Genomic DNA, 17,788 nt, shown 5'->3' on the forward strand with positions numbered 1-17,788 from the left:
AAACGTGATTATCGAAAAATTTAGATACATTAATGCGGCGACAGGATTTCTGACGGGAGCCTTCTATGAAAACCGGTATTGCCACTGCTCTGATTGCGTTAGTGATGCCGGTCTGCGTTTTTGCGACCACGCTCCGGCTCTCTACCGATATTGATCTTCTGGTACTGGACGGAAAAAAGGTCTCCAGTTCGTTATTGCGCGGTGCGGACAGTATCGAGCTGGATAACGGACCGCATCAGCTGGTATTCCGCGTAGAAAAATCGATCGGTCTGGCCAATCACGAGCAACGGATGTACATCTCCCCGCCGCTGATCGTCAGCTTTAATACCCGACAAATCAGTCAGGTGAATATTACCCTGCCACGCCTTGAAACGGAGAAGGAATCAGCGGCCTTCGACGCGTCTCCCCGCATTGAACTGCTGGACGGGGATGCGATGCCGATTCCGGCGAAGCTGGATATTCTGGCGCTGACGACTTCACCGAAAGGTCCGGACTACGAGGCCGCGACGCAGACCTATAACAAAGCCGGTAAACGCGCGTCGCTTCCTCAGTTTGCCACCATGATGGCTGACGACAGTACGCTGCTTTCCGGCGTCTCTGAACTGGACGTCATTCCCCCCCAGTCCCAGGCCCTGACGGAACAGCGCCTTAAATTCTGGTTCCAGCAGGCCGATGCCGACACGCGGGCCCGGTTTTTACAATGGGCAAAACAACAACCTTCATCATAAGCCACATTTTTTACGCCTTTCTCTTGCAGCGTCAGACGGTTCCCGTCATCGTGTAGGCAGTTAACCTGATGGATATGATTATGGAACTGACAACACGCACGCTCCCGGAACGCAAACACATTGCTCTGGTAGCGCACGATCACTGTAAACAAATGCTGCTTAACTGGGTTCGCCGCCATCAGTCTTTGCTGGAAAAGCACGCCCTGTCGGCGACCGGCACCACCGGTAACCTGATCCAGCGCGAAACGGGTCTGGAGGTAAACGCCATGCTGAGCGGCCCGATGGGCGGCGATCAGCAGGTCGGCGCACAGATTTCCGAAGGAAAGATTGATGTGCTGATCTTCTTCTGGGATCCACTGAACGCGGTTCCGCACGACCCGGACGTCAAGGCCCTGCTGCGCCTGGCGACGGTGTGGAATATTCCGGTGGCGACAAACCTCTCGACGGCGGATTTCATCATCGAATCGCCGCAGTTTAACTCGCCGGTAGATATCCTTATTCCGGACTATCAGCGTTATCTTTCAGAGAGACTGAAGTAGCTTTTTTTGCCGGGTGGCGGCTACGCCTTACCCGGCCTACCCATCCTTGCCCGGCGGCGTTACGGCTTCCGCGCCACTGGCACATCAATGCTCTTCAAAATATCGACAAACACGGATGGCTCTTCTTTATTGAACAGCAGCCACACGCGATGGCGCGCGCGGGTCATCGCCACATACAGCAAACGCCGCTCTTCGGCATCCGGAAAGTCTTCCGGCACCGGCAGCAGGGCCTGCTCTATGACCGACTCGCGGGCCGGGGCCGGGAAACCGTCGCTCCCCTCTTTCAGCCCCATGACAATCACATAGTCGGCCTGCTGCCCTTTGCTGGCGTGAATCGTCATAAATTCAAGCTGCAGCTTCGGCCAGCGGGTGGCCGCCTTTTCCAGCGCCTCGGGTTTGAGGTGATGGTATCGCGCCAGCACCAGGATACGTTCATCAGGCTTCGCGTAGCCGCTGAGCTTGTCCAGCAGCGGTTCCAGCTGGTCTTCCGCCAGCAGGGTGACCGCTTTTTTATCCCCTGCCCGCAGGCTATTGAGCGGCTTTGCCAGCTGATGCGGGTTCTGCTGGATAAAGCGGTTGGCGATTTCACCAATCCGTGAATTGAAGCGGTAGGTGGTGTCCAGATCGCTGCGATCGCCTTCGCCAAAATAGTGGTGGAATGCGGTCGTCAGCGAAAGCTGCGCCCCGCTGAAGCGATAGATGGCCTGCCAGTCGTCACCCACCGCAAACAGCGAGGTATGCTTATTTTGCGCCCGTAGTGCCGAAAGCAGCGCTGCGCGCTGCGGAGAGATGTCCTGGAACTCATCCACCAGAATATGTTTCCACGGGCTGACAAAGCGCCCCTTCTCCAGAATGATGATGGCCTGGTGGATTAGGCCGGAAAAATCGACGGCATTTTCCGCTTTCAGCGCGGTTTTCCAGGCTTTCAGCAGCGGCGCCATCAGCTTGACCCGCTTCGAAAACAGATCGCGGATAGCCTCCGGCGCGCTTTCAATCATCTCTGCCTGCGTTCCACCGTGCATTCGCATCAGGCTTACCCAGCGGTCAAGCCGTGAACCCAGCCGACGCGCCAGTTTGTCATCCTGCCAGAAGCTGCCCTCCGGCACGTCCCAGTTGAGTTCCTCCTCGAGCCACTGACGCCACCCTTTCGCCTGCGCCTTTTTCTCACTGCACTGCTGGCGCCACGTTTTGATAAACAGCGCCTGGCGCGCCTGCGCGTCGTTTTCCAGCTTACTGATAGCAGGCACTTTTTTACTGCCCTGCTGAATAATATGCAGAGCAAGGGCATGGAAGGTTCTGGCCGTGATATCCCGGGTATGCAGACGTTCCTGGATCCGTTCGTCCATCTCCTGGGCCGCCTTGCGGCCAAAGGCCAGAAGCAGAATTTGATCGGCGACCGCTTCCCCGGTCGTCAGCAGCCAGCCGGCACGCGCGACCAGCACCGACGTTTTACCGCTACCGGCCCCCGCCAGCACCAGCAGCGACTGCTCGCCGTTGACCACCGCGCGCGCCTGAGCCGGATTAAGCGGAGAAGACTCCACCGTACTGAAAAAGTCGGCGTATTGGGTGAGCATGGCGTCCGTCCAGGCCTGATTATGGGCGAGTCGGCTTTTATCCTTATCATTCAGCCAGGCCTGGCACTGGCGCCAGGCGTCGCGACAATTGTCAAACTCCTCAAGACGCGCCACGGATAACGGCAGCGCCGAGAGTGCCTGCCGGATCTTTTGCTGCAACCCGGCGGTCTGCTGACGGGTGAGCCACGAATGCTGCGCGTTGCTTTGCGCGATATCGTCCAACACCTTTTGAAGCACTCCGGCGGCAATCACGCTCATATCCTGACTCCACTGCTGCCAGAGCGCGTTCAGGTGATGGTGGAAACGCTGGGTTTCTGCCCACTCGGTGCCGTGAAGACGCACGACTTTATCGTCAGGCAGTACGAACTCGAGTTCGCCCCACACCAGCCCGCGTTTGCAGTGGATAGCCAGAAGCTGATTAAACGGAATAAGGTATTCGTGGCGTTCTCCAGAGACTTTTACCCCGGCATTAAGGAGAACCACCCGGTCGTAAGGGTGTTGCGCCAGACGTTTGCCTAACGACGTTGCTTTCAGTTCCATGTTCCGCCAAATCCACGAAGAGATAATTTACCTGACAGTGTAACTGCCAGTTTTAAGGTGCTCCAGCCTAAAAAAACGTTACAATCATTGGGCGTTAATTTTATCGAAAGGAAGTGAGGGTTTATGCGTACCGTTCTGAATGTGTTGAATTTTGTGCTGGGCGGTTTTGCCACCACCCTTTCCTGGCTTTTTGCCACGCTGGTGAGCATCGTCCTGATTTTCACGCTCCCCCTGACTCGCTCCTGCTGGGAAATCACAAAACTCTCCTTCGTCCCCTACGGAAATGAAGCCATCCACGTTGACGAGCTGAATCCGGAGAGCAAAAACGCCCTGATGAATACGGGGGGTACCCTGCTTAACATTCTGTGGCTGATTTTCTTCGGCTGGTGGCTCTGCATCATGCATATTTTTGCGGGTATTGCGCAGTGCATCACGATTATTGGTATTCCGGTGGGGATCGCGAACTTTAAGATCGCCGCTATCGCTCTTTGGCCCGTCGGGCGCAGGGTTGTTCCGGTCGAAGTGGCCCAGGCGGCGCGTGAAGCCAATGCGCGTCGTCGTTTTCAGTAACTAAGGACTGGCCGCGTTTATGCTAAGCCCACTGCTTCGCCGTTATACCTGGAACAGCACCTGGCTTTATAACGTCAGGATATTTATCGCACTTTGCGGCACGGTTGCCCTGCCCTGGTGGCTGAATGACGTCAAGCTCACCATCCCGCTCACGCTGGGCGTCGTGGCTGGGGCGCTGGCGGACCTGGACGATCGTCTGGCCGGGCGTTTACGCAACCTGGTCATCACGCTCGTCTGCTTTTTTATTGCGTCAGCGTCCGTTGAGTTACTTTTCCCCTGGCCCTGGCTGTTTGCCCTGGGTCTGACGCTCTCAACCAGCGGGTTTATTTTGCTGGGCGGCCTCGGGCAGCGCTATGCCACTATCGCGTTTGGCGCCCTGCTGATCGCCATCTACACCATGCTGGGCGCATCCCTCTACGACCAGTGGTACCAGCAGCCGGTTCTGCTGTTGCTCGGTGCCATCTGGTATAACCTGCTGACCTTAACCGGTCATCTGATCTTCCCTGTTCGTCCTCTGCAGGACAACCTTGCCCGCAGCTTTGAGCAGCTAGCCCACTATCTGGAACTGAAATCCCGGCTGTTCGACCCGGATATCGAGGAAGAAAGCCAGGCGCCGCTCTACGATCTGGCGCTGGCAAATGGTCAACTGGTCGCCACCCTTAACCAGACAAAAGCCTCTCTGCTGACCCGTCTGCGCGGCGATCGCGGTCAGCGCGGAACGCGAAGAACCTTACACTACTATTTTGCCGCCCAGGACATTCATGAACGCGCCAGCTCCTCGCACGTCCAGTATGCCGCCCTGCGCGAGAAGTTCCGCTACAGCGACGTGATGTTCCGCTTCCAGCGCCTGCTCTCCATGCAGTCCCAGGCGTGCCAGCAGCTCTCGCGCTCCATTCTGCTGCGCACGCCCTATCAGCATGATCCACGTTTTGAACGCGTATTTAGCCATCTTGATGCGGCACTCGACCGCGTTCAGGCCAGCGGAACGTCACCGGAACACATCAAAGCGCTGGGCTTTCTGCTGAATAACCTGCGGGCAATTGATGCTCAGCTGGCGACCATCGAGTCCGAGCAGGCGATGGCGCTTCCGGGCAGTGAGGTCGACAATCAGCTTGCTGATGACAGCGTGCACAGTTTTAGCGATATGTGGCTACGCCTGAGCCGCAACTTTACCCCGGAGTCGGCTCTCTTCCGCCACGCGGTGAGAATGTCGCTGGTGCTGTGCGTGGGTTATGCCTTTATCCAGATAACCGGGCTGCATCATGGCTACTGGATCCTGCTGACCAGCCTGTTCGTCTGCCAGCCGAACTATAACGCCACCCGACACCGCCTGGCGCTGCGTATTATCGGCACGCTGGTCGGCGTCGCAATCGGCCTGCCGGTGCTTTATTTCGTGCCTTCCGTCGAAGGGCAGCTGATTCTGATCGTGATCACCGGCGTGCTGTTTTTCGCGTTTCGCAACGTGCAGTACGCCCATGCCACCATGTTCATCACGCTGCTGGTGCTGCTCTGCTTTAATCTGCTGGGTGAAGGGTTTGAAGTCGCCCTGCCCCGCGTGATTGATACGCTAATTGGCTGCGCGATTGCCTGGGCCGCGGTCAGCTTTATCTGGCCGGACTGGCGTTTTCGCAATTTGCCGCGCGTGGTAGACAGGGCGATGAATGCCAACTGTCGTTACCTTGACGCTATTCTGGAGCAGTACCACCAGGGCCGCGATAACCGTCTGGCTTACCGGATAGCACGTCGCGACGCGCATAACAGTGATGCTGAACTGGCCTCCGTTGTCTCTAACATGTCAACGGAGCCGCGCGCCACGGCTGAGATTCGTGAGACAGCGTTCCGCCTGCTCTGCCTGAACCATACCTTCACCAGCTATATTTCGACGCTGGGGGCCCACCGCGAAAAGCTCACTAACCCGGCGGTTCTCAACCTCCTCGATGACGCCGTCTGCTATGTCGATGATGCGCTTCATCACCGCCCGGCCGATGAACCGCGCGTTCGACAGGCTCTGGATGAACTGGCTCAACGCATTGCGCATCTTGACCCGGGAAATGACAGCAAAGCGCCGCTGGTTCTTCAGCAGATAGGCCTGCTGATCGCTCTGCTGCCTGAAATTTGCCGTCTGCAACAGCACATCGCTACCTGGAGGAACGACTCTCCTGCGGCTCAGGCAGCGCATTAAACCACTCCGTCAGCTCCCGGCGGATAACTGCCGGGAGCGCCGCCTCATGCAGCCCTTCGATAGCCCCTTCCAGCGCAAAGAGCACTTTTATACTGAGTGCCTTATTCTTTGCCCGCATCTTCAGCCAGCTCGCTCTGGCGCCCAGCGCCCGCAGCGTTTCTTCATTGGTGATACCGGCTTCAAAGAGCAAGACTTCAAGCTGAAAGGTCAGGTTCGGCAGATCCTTAAGACGGTTTCGTTGATGACGCTGATAGCGCTCTTTCCTTGCCGCACTGAGTGCAAACGAGGAGAGCTGAAGCAACCGCTCCCTGTCCTGCCATAATCCGTCATCCACACGATAATAGTTGAGCAGCACCGGGCGGCCTCGCTTCATCAACGTCAAGAAGGAGGAAGCATTTTTTACACAGTATTTTGCACTCTCTTCACACGCGCGAAGGTAAAGTTCGCCATCGGACACCATGGCAAAGACCGCATCATCCACTGCCAGGGTGTAACCGCCAAACAGCGCGCGATGATGAATCTCGCCCAACGGAGAGAGGTATTCCTGGGATTTATAAATCCGTTCATAAGATATCTTTTTCATGATATTTCCCTTCAAAATCATAGGCTAACAACGAAATTTCTTACTAGCGGATCCGTTAGCAGGAAAATAGGCAACTTATCGTCGTTGAGCAAGATGATTTTTCGAGGGGCATCAAGATTGAATGAATTTTGCGAGTCGCTTTCCGAAAATGAGGTTGATCTTTGGGCATACAGGGGTTACTGTATATCCATACAGTAACTACAGGGCTGGAATGAATATGCACACTTCAGGCTATGCAAATCGCGCAACCTCTCTCTCTTCTGCCGCAGGCAATGTCGCGCAGAATTCCGTCGAGCGTGTTTCCACAGGGCTTATCAGTGAAGTGGTTTATCGTGAAGACCAGCCCTTGTTAACGCAACTTCTTTTACTGCCATTATTACAACAGCTCGGTCAGCAATCGCGCTGGCAGCTTTGGCTCACGCCTCAGCAAAAGCTGAGTCGCGAGTGGGTTCAATCCGCAGGCCTTCCGCTGACCAAGGTCATGCAGATTAATCAACTTCCGCCTTGCGATACCGTTGAGTCGATGATCCGCGCGTTACGCACAGGAAATTACAGCGTGGTGATTGGCTGGTTACCGGAAGAATTGACGGAAGAGGAACATTTCCGACTGACTGAAGCCGCTGAAGAAGGGAATGCGATCGGGTTCATTATGCGTCCGGTTCGATCGGATTCTTACCGCAGAGGACAACTTTCAGGGCTAAAAATTCACTCAAATTTGTATCATTGAGTGAAATTAAGATTTTTCCTGGAATTTTTTTTGACCGCAAGATGGGATTTTAGTTCCCAGCCTTAAAATTGCGGCAAGGCTTGTCTGGTGCGGTTCTCCTTAATTTTATTGCACAAAATTCGTTCAAAAAATGTTAAATAATCGGTATACGGAACTTTTTTTTTCATATGCCTGACGGACTTCACACTTGTAAGTTTTCAGCTACGTTGTAGACTTTACATCGCCAGGGGTGCTCGGCCTAAGCCGAAGATATCGGTAGATTTATATTTGACCACGCCCCCCGGTGAAGGATTTAACCGTGATTCTCTCTTGAGACTTTCATGGCGAATTTTGGATGATAACGAGGCGCAAAAAATGAAAAAGACAGCTATCGCGATTGCAGTGGCACTGGCTGGCTTCGCTACCGTAGCGCAGGCCGCTCCGAAAGATAATACCTGGTATGCAGGTGGTAAACTGGGCTGGTCTCAGTTCCACGACACCGGCTGGTACAACAGCAGCCTGAACAATGATGGCCCAACTCACGAGAGCCAGCTTGGTGCAGGTGCGTTCGGTGGCTATCAGGTTAACCCGTATGTTGGTTTTGAAATGGGTTACGACTGGTTAGGTCGTATGCCATACAAAGGCGACACCGTAAACGGCGCTTTCAAAGCACAGGGCGTTCAGCTGACCGCTAAACTGGGTTACCCAGTAACTGACGATCTGGACGTGTACACCCGTCTGGGCGGCATGGTATGGCGCGCTGACTCCAGCAACAGCATCGCTGGCGACGACCATGACACCGGTGTTTCCCCAGTATTCGCTGGTGGCGTTGAGTGGGCTATGACCCGTGACATCGCTACCCGTCTGGAATACCAGTGGGTTAACAACATCGGCGACGGCAACACCGTTGGTGTTCGTCCAGACAACGGCATGCTGAGCGTAGGTGTTTCCTACCGTTTCGGCCAGCAGGAAGAAGCAGCACCAGTTGTTGCTCCAGCGCCGGCTCCAGCTCCAGAAGTACAGACCAAGCACTTCACTCTGAAGTCTGACGTTCTGTTCAACTTCAACAAAGCGACTCTGAAACCAGAAGGCCAGCAGGCACTGGATCAGCTGTACACCCAGCTGAGCAACCTGGATCCTAAAGACGGTTCTGTAGTGGTTCTGGGCTTCACCGACCGCATCGGTTCTGACGCTTACAACCAGAAACTGTCTGAGAAACGTGCTCAGTCTGTTGTTGATTACCTGATCTCTAAAGGTATCCCAGCTAACAAGATCTCCCCACGTGGTATGGGCGAATCTAACCCAGTTACTGGCAACACCTGTGACAACGTGAAAGCTCGCGCTGCACTGATCGACTGCCTGGCTCCAGATCGTCGCGTAGAGATCGAAGTTAAAGGCATCAAAGACGTTGTAACTCAGCCAGCGGCATAAGTTATCGTCTTATAAAAAAACCCCGCAATGCGGGGTTTTTTATTGTCTGAAGAAAAGTAAAAAACTACTTTTTACCCAACAGCGCCTGAAGGTCATTCTTCAGTGTCGACATCTGGTTGGCGTACTTCTCTTTATGTTCTGCATCCTCAATCAACTGCACGATGGTTTCCGACAGCGTTTTACCCCGTCGTTGTGCCAGCCCGGCCAGGCGCTGCCAGACAACAAATTCCAGGTCGATTGATTTTTTGCGAGTGTGCTGGTGCTCAGCATTAAAATGCCGTTTGCGTCGCGCGCGGATAGTTTGCTTCATCCGGTTTAACAACTCAGGATTAATGTGTTTCTCAATCCAGCCGTTGACCTGTACCGGTTCGTTTTCGAGGGTCAGCAAAATATCCACGGCTTCTTGCGCAGCGCTGGCTTCGATGTAGCAGGTGATCAGCTCCCCTTCACGGTGCTTTTTGACCAGGTACTTCCATTTCCAGCCGCTTTCGAGATTTTCCAGTTGTTGATATTTCATTGCGATCTCAGTGTTACCACGTAACTCTGTTCAGAATATCAGTTTTTTAGCAATCTGCTGAAAAGAAATCATATCCTGTGAGTGAATGCAGCCAATCACCCTGTCGAAATCCCCAATCCTGCTTGGGTACAGCCCCCCGCTTACGGTATACTCCACGCTTTTACATCTGACTAAAAAACATCAACTTTGACCATTACGAAACTTGCATGGCGTGACCTTGTTCCGGATACCGAAAGTTATCAGGAACTGTTTGCACAGCCAGATCTCGCAAAAGAACACGAATTCATCCTTAGCGATACGCAGCCCCGTTTGCATTATGCGCTGGAGCAGGTATTAAGCCCCTGGGCAACTGCGCCTTTCATGCTGCTCAAAGCCCCGGAAGAAGCGGAATACCTGACGTTGTTCGGGGATGCCGTGCGTCAGCTAACGCCGGAAGCGAACGCCGTTTTTGGCGGCCAGTATCGTATCGCTGGACATGATGTAACTTTCGAACCGGCGGCGCAGGCTGACGGCCTTTTTGCCGCTAAGGGCGAGGTGATTACCGCGAACTGGGTCGAGGCTGAACAACTCTTTGGTTGTCTGCGCCAGTTTAACGGCGAGCTTTCGCTGCAGCCTGGGCTGGTACATCGCGCAAATGGCGGTGTCCTGATCATCTCGCTGCGTACCCTGCTCTCGCAGCCGCTGCTGTGGATGCGTCTGAAAACCATCGTGCATCAGCAGCGTTTCGACTGGGTCGGCTACGATGAGTCTCGTCCTCTGCCTGTCTCGGTTCCGTCTATGCCGCTGTCATTAACCGTCGTGCTGACGGGCGACCGTGAATCGCTGGCAGACTTCCAGGAAATGGAGCCTGAACTGGCTGAACAGGCGGTGTATAGCGAATACGAAGACAATATCCAGATTGCCGATGCCGACGATATGGCGCAGTGGTGCCAGTGGGTGATGGCCGTTGCTGAACGTTTTGCGCTGCCAACGCCTGCGGCTGACGCATGGCCAGGCCTGATCCGCGAAGCGGTGCGTTATACCGGTGACCAGGAAACGCTGCCACTCTGCCCGCTCTGGATCGGCAAACAGCTGCGTGAAGTGGGCGTGGTGAGCGGTAGCGGTGCGTTCACCGGGGAGCAGCTCACCCAGATGCTGGCTCAGCGTGAGTGGCGGGAAGGCTATCTTGCTGACCGTATGCAGGATGAAATTCTGCTGGAACAAATTCTGGTGGAAACCGAAGGCGAACGCGTCGGACAGATCAACGCCCTGTCGGTGATTGAATTCCCTGGCCATCCGCGCGCGTTCGGGGAGCCATCCCGTATCAGCTGCGTTGTGCATATTGGCGATGGTGAATTTACCGATATCGAACGCAAAGCCGAGCTGGGCGGAAACATTCACGCCAAAGGCATGATGATCATGCAGGCGTTTTTGATGTCTGAACTGCAGCTTGAGCAACAGATCCCCTTCTCCGCCTCGCTGACGTTTGAGCAGTCCTACAGCGAAGTGGATGGCGATAGCGCCTCTATGGCTGAACTGTGCGCCTTAATCAGCGCCCTGGCGGAAGTGCCCATCAATCAGAACATCGCGATCACCGGTTCGGTGGATCAATTTGGTCGTGCGCAGCCTGTGGGTGGCCTCAACGAGAAAATTGAAGGCTTCTTCTCTATTTGTCAGCAGCGCGGTTTAAACGGCAAGCAGGGTGTGATTATTCCGGCTCCCAACGCACGCCATTTAAGCCTCAGTCAGGAGATCCTGGATGCGGTTGAACAAGAGCAGTTCGCTATCTGGGCCATCGAAGGGATTGAGGATGCACTACCCTTACTGACAAACCTGGTATGGGATGGCGAAGGGCAAACCACCCTGATGCAGACTATCCAGGAGCGCATTGCTCAGGCGACACAGCAGGATGCTCGTCACCGTTATCCATGGCCGTTACGCTGGCTGGGCTGGTTTAGTTCGAACTGATCGGACTTGTTCAGCGTACACGTGTTAGCTATCCTGCGTCCTTCACTAAAATAAGGCTTACTGAGAACATGGTAGATAAACGCGAATCCTATACAAAAGAAGATCTTCTTGCCTCTGGTCGCGGTGAACTGTTTGGCGCGAAAGGCCCACAGTTACCGGCCCCGAACATGCTGATGATGGACCGTGTCGTGAAAATGACCGAAACCGGCGGCAACTTCGATAAGGGTTACGTAGAAGCAGAACTCGATATCAACCCGGACCTGTGGTTCTTCGGTTGCCACTTTATCGGCGATCCAGTAATGCCTGGCTGTCTGGGTCTGGATGCGATGTGGCAGCTGGTTGGCTTCTATCTGGGCTGGCTGGGTGGTGAAGGTAAAGGCCGCGCGCTGGGCGTGGGCGAAGTAAAATTCACCGGCCAGGTTCTGCCTACAGCGAAGAAAGTGACCTATCGTATTCACTTCAAGCGCATCGTTAACCGCCGCCTGATTATGGGCCTGGCAGATGGCGAAGTGCTGGTCGATGGTCGTCTGATCTATAGCGCAAGCGACCTGAAGGTTGGCCTGTTCCAGGACACGTCCGCGTTCTGATCGTGCTTTCGCACCTCCAGAAAGGCGAAACCTCCGCATTGCGGAGGTTTCTTTTTTGAAAGAGACGTTATCAGGCTATGAGTGCCCTGTCGCCGATGGCTTCTCGCCAGCCTCCAAGCCATTGTGACCTTTGATTTATCGTCTGATAAGGACACATTTCTTTAGAACGTCCAGCGATGCCGGCCTGATAACCACGTTGATGAGCCCGTTCCAGGCGATCTCGTTTCTGTCTCTTCATGCCTCGTTTCCCTCATTCTTTTGTCTGGTGGAAAGAAAACAGTGTCTGCACTATCTGCACAGGCACAGATAACGAATACCCCGAATTAGTCGCATCGTCAATGTTCAAAATTCATACGGGTGTCATATTTGTGAGCTAGCTGGAAGTTCATTTGTACAAAAATTGTGACGTGGCACAAGTAACAACCTGAGTTGAAAACGAAAAAAAACCGCAATCAGCGACAGACCGATTGCGGTTTCTGATGATGAATTTTACTTATGGCAGTCGGGAAATCTCTCTCGCGATACTGGCCGACTCCTGCGCCCATCCCTGAGCCAGGACTTTCACCATTTCGTCATAGCCATCTTTCTGCTGCTTCAGCTCCAGATGGAAAGGACGCTTAATCAGCTGCCCCTGATGGTTCAGCAACCACTCCCCGCTGATGACCACCGCACCGTCATAACGGCCGTGGAAGCCCGTTACGGTGACGTTCAGCGTATCCTGATCGTTACCCAGCGGCTGCGATGCGACTACCCACCCCGGAAGCTGGCTGCCAAGGTTAGCCACCAGCGTGTTGCGCAGCTGCTGATCCAGCGGGCTGGCCCACAGGTTGTTGGTCGCAATCACGTATTTCACGTCGCTGGTCTGATAGACCACGCCGTTTCCTGCCAGATAATCCGGCACGGCGACTTGCTCAACCCACAGCTGGCGGTTTCCCTGACTGGCCGTGCTTTGCCCACCGCTGTGGGTTGCCACAGGCAGCTGATAATAGCTTTTATTATCTCCCCCTGAACTGCACGCCGTTAACAGCAGAGCGCCAACCATCAATAGCCATTTTTTCATTCTTTTGCCCTCTTCGGCTCAGGATCCTTTTTATCTTTCGCTTCGAACACCAGCGCATTGCTCTTCTCGTTGAGCGTTTTCAGCACCGGCTGCAGTTCACGCAGGACCTGATCAAGACGCTGCATATCTGCCACCATCTTGTTATAGGCCGCTGATCCCGGCTGGAAGCCCTGCATACTGCGGTTCAGCTCACGCAGCGTTTTCTGCATGTCCTGCGGCAGCTGCTGCATGCTCTGGCTCGCCGTAATCTTGTTGATGTTATCCAGCGTGGTTTGCAGACGGCGCATCGTTGCCTGGCTTTCGCTCAGCGAGTTTGTTGCCGCTTCAATCATCGGATTCAGTGGCAGATTGTTGATCTTATCCAGCGTCTCCATCAGACGCTGCTGGATCTGCGCCAGACCGCTGCTCACCGTTGGGATGATCTTGTAGCCACCGAATTCACGGATACCGGTAATCGGCGGTGCTTTCGGGTAGAAGTCCATATCCACATACAGCGCACCGGTTACCAGGTTGCCGGTTTTCAGCGACCCGCGCAGACCGCGTTCCATCAGCTGGGTGATATGAGTCGCGATATCCTGATTTTCACCAATCTGATTAAGCAGACGCTCCGGTTCAATGCGGATCAGTACCGGTATGCGGTAATCATCATCCAGCACCTGCTGAAGGCCCGGGACGAAGAACGGCACTTGCCCAACCGTACCGAGACGAATGCCCCGGAACTCAACAGGCGCCCCCGGCTGCAGGCCGCGAACGGAGTCTTTAAAGAACATCAGGAAGTCAACGTGATCGGTATAGAGCGCATCCTGAATGCTTTTTTGATCGTCAAAGAGACGGAAAGCGGTGTTCTCTGCGACCGGCTGCCCTAAATCCAGGCCCTCCGGCACGTCAAAACTCACGCCGCCACCAAACAGCGTGGTCAGCGAACCCATTTCAACGCGCATGCCTGCCGAAGTCAGATCCACCGCGATCCCGCTGTCTTTCCAGAAGCGGACGTTGCTGGTAACCAGGCGATCGTTTGGCGCATTAATGAAGAGCTGATAGCTGATCGCGCGTTTCTGTGGATCAAACGTGCTTTTCTCAACCGACCCGACGCGGTAGCCGCGGAACAGAACCGGGTCGCCCGCCGTGAGCTGACCTGCTTTTTTGCTGTCGAGGATCACGCGGATGCCCTTGGCATCAGGCGGTGCAAGCGGCGGTGAATCCAGAAGCTGGTATTGGGCTGGCTGGTTACCCTTAGCACCCGGCTGCAGCTCAATGTAGGCACCCGAGAGCAGCGTCCCCAGGCCGCTGATCCCTTCACGCCCCACCTGCGGCTTAACGACCCAGAAAACGGAATCGCCGTGCAGCAGTTTTTCCATGCCGGCATTCAGGCGCGCCTTAATCTCCACATGGGTTAAATCGTCGGTCAGGGTTGCGCTTTCCACCACGCCCACATCCACGCTACGGCTTTTGATGGTCGTTTTACCGCCCTCAATCCCCTCGGCATTGGTGGTTATCAGCGTCACTTCCGGCCCCTGATGGCTGTAATGATAAAACAGGATCCAGGCACCGATCAGCGCAGTCACGATGGGAAAAATCCACACCGGAGACCAGTTTTTGACCTTCTGCACTTTCGCCTCTCCACTCTTATTTTCCATGCTCTTACTCTTCCTCATGGCTTGATTCAGGCTCACGATCCCACGATAAACGAGGGTCGAAGGTCATGGCCGCAAACATGGTCATGATCACGACCAGTGCAAACATTAAAGCCCCCATCGCAGGATAAATACTCATCAAACCGCCCATCCGCACCAGCGCAGAGAGAACGGCGATGACAAACACGTCAATCATTGACCAGCGTCCGACAAACTCGACCACTTCATAAATCAGGTGCATGCGTTCGCTGTCGCGTTTCCCATGACCTTTCGCATCCCAACAGAGCCAGGCGATGGCGATCATTTTTAAGGTGGGCACCATAATACTGGCGATAAAGATGACGCCAGCGACCGGATAGGAACCTTCGCCCCAGAGCAGTATCACCCCGGCCAGGATCGTCGAGGGCATTTTGTCGCCGAGCAAATCGGTGATCATGATTGGCAGAATATTGGCTGGCAGATACAGCATGACGGACGTGACCAGCAGCGCCATCGTCCACTGCAGGCTATTTTTACGGCGCACGTGCCCTTTCGTTTCGCAGCGCGGACAAACGTCGAGATCGGCGGGCAGCACGGCGGTACAGCACGGGCACGAGCGAAGCCCCTGACGAATGCCGGGCACGCCGACCTTCACCGTCTGCGCAAGCGTCGGTGCCGGGGCGATATCATCCCACGCCCAGCGTCTGTCCACGCACTGGAAAGCGCGCAGCTGCAGAACGCAGTACAGACACCAGGGAATAAAGCTGCTGCCAATCCCCACGTCGCCGTACGCCATCAGCTTCACGAAACTGACCAGGATCCCCGCCAGAAAGATCTCCGCCATCCCCCAGCTTTTGAGCTGAAACAGAATACGCGCAAGTCGGATTTTCAGCGGTGCCGGCATCCTGACGCGGTTCACCAGCAAAAGGATGACGACCAGGCAAAAAGCCGGGACTATCTGGACAAACAGGAGAAAGAAGGTCCCCAGGCTGGCGTAATCTTCCGAGAACATCACGCCCGGGATTTCAAGCAGATCCACCTGACTGGTGATCCCCCCCACCTTCATATAGATGAAGGGGAAGAGATTAGAGAGCAGCAGCATGAACAGTGCTGCCAGCGCGTAAGCAGTAGGACGCTGCCGCGGCGCGTCCCACTCGGTTGTCAACGTCGCGCCACAGCGTGGACACAGGGCTTTATGTCCGTGACCAAGCTCTGGCAACGCCACGAGCATATCGCATTGCGAGCATAAAATATGCCTGTCGGCATGGTGCTGGTCACACATATGTTATCCCTGTTTATGCGCCGTTTTTCAGAGACTCAAGGTACTCCCAGCGCTCAAAGGCGTCTTCCAGGGCTTTTTCAGCCGCGGACATTTCAGCCAATACTTTCTGAGTATAGTCATGCGATTGGGTAAAGAATGACGCATCAGCAACCTGTTTTTGCAGATCCTCAAGCGCAGCCTCCAGCTCTTCAAGACGCTGCGGTAGCCCCTCCAGTTCGCGCTGCAGGTTATAGCTTAGTTTAGCCGAGGTTTTCTTGACAGTTTCTGCTTTTGTTACAGCAGGTTCAGAACTTATTTTGGACTTTGACTGCTTCGTCGCCAGCGACTGTGCCTGCTGCCCTTTTGCATCGTGATAACCGCCGACATATTGACCAATTCGCCCTTCACCTTCGAAGATCCAGCACTCGGTCACGGTGTTGTCAACGAACTGACGATCGTGGCTGACCAGCATCACGGTGCCCTGATAACCGTCAATCAGCTCTTCCAGCAGTTCCAGCGTTTCGACATCCAGATCGTTGGTCGGTTCATCGAGGATCAGCAGGTTGCTTGGCTTCAGGAACAGGCGCGCCAGCAGAAGACGGTTGCGCTCACCGCCTGACAGCGCGCGCACCGGCGTCATGGCGCGCTTCGGATGGAACAGAAAGTCCTGCAGGTAGCCCAGCACGTGGCGCGGCTTGCCGTTCACCATCACTTCCTGCTTGCCTTCGGCGAGGTTGTCCATCACCGTACGGTCCGGATCCAGCTCCGCGCGGTGCTGGTCGAAGTAGGCGACCTCCAGCTTGGTCCCGCAGTGAATGCGGCCGCTGTCGGCCTGCAGCTGGCCGAGCATCAGTTTCAGCAGCGTGGTTTTACCGCAGCCGTTCGGGCCAATCAGGGCGATTTTGTCGCCGCGCTGAACCTGTGCCGAGAAGTCTTTCACCAGCACTTTACCGTCAACCTGATAGTTAACGTTTTCCATTTCAAAGACAATCTTGCCGGAACGGGACGCCTCTTCAACCTGCATTTTGGCGCTGCCCATCACTTCACGGCGTTCGCTGCGCTCGCGACGCATCGCCTTCAGGGCGCGCACGCGGCCTTCGTTACGGGTACGGCGGGCTTTGATGCCCTGGCGGATCCAGACTTCTTCCTGCGCCAGCTTGCGGTCAAACTCCGCATTCTGCAGCTCTTCCACGCGCAGATTTTCTTCTTTCTCCAGCAGATAGGTGTCGTAATCGCCAGGATAGGTCACCAGCTTGCCGCGGTCGAGATCGACAATACGCGTCGCCATATTGCGAATAAACGAACGGTCGTGCGAGATAAAGATGATGGTGCCGCTGAAGGTTTTCAGGAAGCCTTCCAGCCAGTCGATCGCCTCGATATCAAGGTGGTTCGTCGGTTCGTCCAGCAGCAGCACCTTCGGCCCGCTGACCAGCGCACGACCCAGGGCCGCTTTACGCAGCCAGCCGCCGGAGAGCGCCGACAGCTCCATGTCGGGTTCCAGCCCGAGCTGCGCCAGCACTTCATTAATGCGGTTTTCAAGCTGCCACAGACCGTGGTGATCGAGCATCTCCTGCACTTTTGCCAGTTCGTTGAGGTTTTTGTCGCTCGGATCGGTCATCACCAGATGCGAAATCTCGTGATAGCGCTTCAGGTATTCAGCCTGCTCGGAGATCCCTTCCGCCACGAAATCGTACACGCTGCCGGTCACGTGACGCGGTGGATCCTGCTGCAGGCGGGAGACAATCAGATCCTGTTCGTAAACAATGCGCCCGTCATCCAGGCCCTGTTCGCGGTTAAGGATTTTCATCAGCGTGGATTTACCCGCGCCGTTACGGCCCACCAGACAGACGCGCTCGTTATCTTCGATGTGCAGCTCTGCATTGTCGAGAAGCGGTGAGTCGCTGAAGGAGAGCCACGCGCCGTGCATACTAATTAAAGACATTTATTTTT

Annotated in this window: 16 protein-coding genes; 8 read left to right on the forward strand and 8 right to left on the reverse strand. The window is 55.1% G+C overall.

Features of this window, described 5'->3' with window-relative positions:
- The first annotated feature begins 65 nt into the window (after window positions 1-65).
- Together ACHH0Z_RS03815 and mgsA are read left to right on the forward strand one after the other, a co-directional pair.
- A complete protein-coding gene (locus tag ACHH0Z_RS03815; protein ID WP_008499921.1) occupies window positions 66-728 on the forward strand; it encodes a DUF2057 family protein in 663 nt (220 codons plus the stop codon).
- Between the two features lie 80 nt (window positions 729-808).
- Entirely contained in the window at window positions 809-1,267 is a 459-nt protein-coding gene (gene mgsA / locus ACHH0Z_RS03820) for a methylglyoxal synthase (RefSeq protein WP_008499922.1), read from the forward strand.
- A gap of 59 nt (window positions 1,268-1,326) precedes the next feature.
- Here the strand turns inward: mgsA and helD are convergent, their stop codons facing one another.
- Complete coding sequence (gene helD / locus ACHH0Z_RS03825; protein WP_045406741.1) at window positions 1,327-3,381, reverse strand: DNA helicase IV; 2,055 nt, start codon at window positions 3,379-3,381, stop codon at window positions 1,327-1,329.
- A gap of 123 nt (window positions 3,382-3,504) precedes the next feature.
- Between helD and ACHH0Z_RS03830 the strand changes: the two genes are divergently transcribed.
- The gene (locus ACHH0Z_RS03830) at window positions 3,505-3,951 is read left to right on the forward strand and encodes a YccF domain-containing protein (protein WP_008499924.1); all 447 of its coding nucleotides are present in this window, start codon (window positions 3,505-3,507) and stop codon (window positions 3,949-3,951) included.
- A gap of 19 nt (window positions 3,952-3,970) precedes the next feature.
- Entirely contained in the window at window positions 3,971-6,133 is a 2,163-nt protein-coding gene (yccS, locus tag ACHH0Z_RS03835) for a YccS family putative transporter (RefSeq protein WP_032651202.1), read from the forward strand.
- Here the strand turns inward: yccS and ACHH0Z_RS03840 are convergent.
- Entirely contained in the window at window positions 6,090-6,716 is a 627-nt protein-coding gene (locus ACHH0Z_RS03840; RefSeq protein ID WP_045406743.1) for a TfoX/Sxy family DNA transformation protein, read from the reverse strand. The two genes, yccS and ACHH0Z_RS03840, sit on opposite strands and share 44 nt — an antisense overlap.
- A gap of 217 nt (window positions 6,717-6,933) precedes the next feature.
- Between ACHH0Z_RS03840 and sulA the strand changes: the two genes are divergently transcribed.
- Window positions 6,934-7,443 (forward strand): SOS-induced cell division inhibitor SulA, encoded by a 510-nt coding sequence (gene sulA / locus ACHH0Z_RS03845; protein WP_021240857.1) that lies wholly within the window; start codon window positions 6,934-6,936, stop codon window positions 7,441-7,443.
- Between the two features lie 354 nt (window positions 7,444-7,797).
- Window positions 7,798-8,853, forward strand: coding sequence for a porin OmpA (gene ompA / locus ACHH0Z_RS03850; RefSeq protein ID WP_008499928.1), 1,056 nt, complete (start codon window positions 7,798-7,800; stop codon window positions 8,851-8,853).
- Between the two features lie 64 nt (window positions 8,854-8,917).
- Here ompA and matP read toward each other — a convergent pair whose 3' ends face one another.
- Window positions 8,918-9,370 carry a macrodomain Ter protein MatP gene (gene matP / locus ACHH0Z_RS03855; protein ID WP_045406745.1) on the reverse strand — a complete coding sequence of 151 codons (453 nt, stop codon included), beginning with the start codon at window positions 9,368-9,370 and terminating at the stop codon, window positions 8,918-8,920.
- A gap of 186 nt (window positions 9,371-9,556) precedes the next feature.
- On the opposite strand from matP, the gene ACHH0Z_RS03860 reads away from it, so the two are divergent.
- Window positions 9,557-11,317 (forward strand): Lon protease family protein, encoded by a 1,761-nt coding sequence (locus tag ACHH0Z_RS03860; RefSeq protein ID WP_045406748.1) that lies wholly within the window; start codon window positions 9,557-9,559, stop codon window positions 11,315-11,317.
- Between the two features lie 68 nt (window positions 11,318-11,385).
- Complete coding sequence (gene fabA / locus ACHH0Z_RS03865; RefSeq protein WP_008499931.1) at window positions 11,386-11,904, forward strand: 3-hydroxyacyl-[acyl-carrier-protein] dehydratase FabA; 519 nt, start codon at window positions 11,386-11,388, stop codon at window positions 11,902-11,904.
- Between the two features lie 70 nt (window positions 11,905-11,974).
- Here the strand turns inward: fabA and rmf are convergent, their stop codons facing one another.
- The 5 genes from rmf to ACHH0Z_RS03890 form a co-directional block, all read right to left on the reverse strand.
- A complete protein-coding gene (rmf, locus tag ACHH0Z_RS03870; protein WP_013097261.1) occupies window positions 11,975-12,142 on the reverse strand; it encodes a ribosome modulation factor in 168 nt (55 codons plus the stop codon).
- 255 nt (window positions 12,143-12,397) lie between these two features.
- On the reverse strand, window positions 12,398-12,964 hold the full coding sequence (gene pqiC / locus ACHH0Z_RS03875; RefSeq protein WP_008499932.1) for a membrane integrity-associated transporter subunit PqiC: 567 nt from the start codon (window positions 12,962-12,964) through the stop codon (window positions 12,398-12,400).
- Window positions 12,961-14,601 carry an intermembrane transport protein PqiB gene (pqiB, locus tag ACHH0Z_RS03880; RefSeq protein WP_008499933.1) on the reverse strand — a complete coding sequence of 547 codons (1,641 nt, stop codon included), beginning with the start codon at window positions 14,599-14,601 and terminating at the stop codon, window positions 12,961-12,963. Before pqiB ends, pqiC begins: the two co-directional genes overlap by 4 nt.
- Before the next feature lie 4 nt (window positions 14,602-14,605).
- On the reverse strand, window positions 14,606-15,859 hold the full coding sequence (gene pqiA / locus ACHH0Z_RS03885) for a membrane integrity-associated transporter subunit PqiA (RefSeq protein ID WP_008499934.1): 1,254 nt from the start codon (window positions 15,857-15,859) through the stop codon (window positions 14,606-14,608).
- A 13-nt stretch (window positions 15,860-15,872) separates the two neighbouring features.
- Window positions 15,873-17,780 carry an ABC transporter ATP-binding protein gene (locus ACHH0Z_RS03890; protein ID WP_008499935.1) on the reverse strand — a complete coding sequence of 636 codons (1,908 nt, stop codon included), beginning with the start codon at window positions 17,778-17,780 and terminating at the stop codon, window positions 15,873-15,875.
- Window positions 17,781-17,788 lie beyond the last annotated feature (8 nt).

Origin of the sequence: Enterobacter cloacae complex sp. 2024EL-00227 (genome assembly GCF_043945315.1) — a bacterium.
Taxonomy (GTDB): Bacteria; Pseudomonadota; Gammaproteobacteria; order Enterobacterales; family Enterobacteriaceae; genus Enterobacter; species Enterobacter roggenkampii.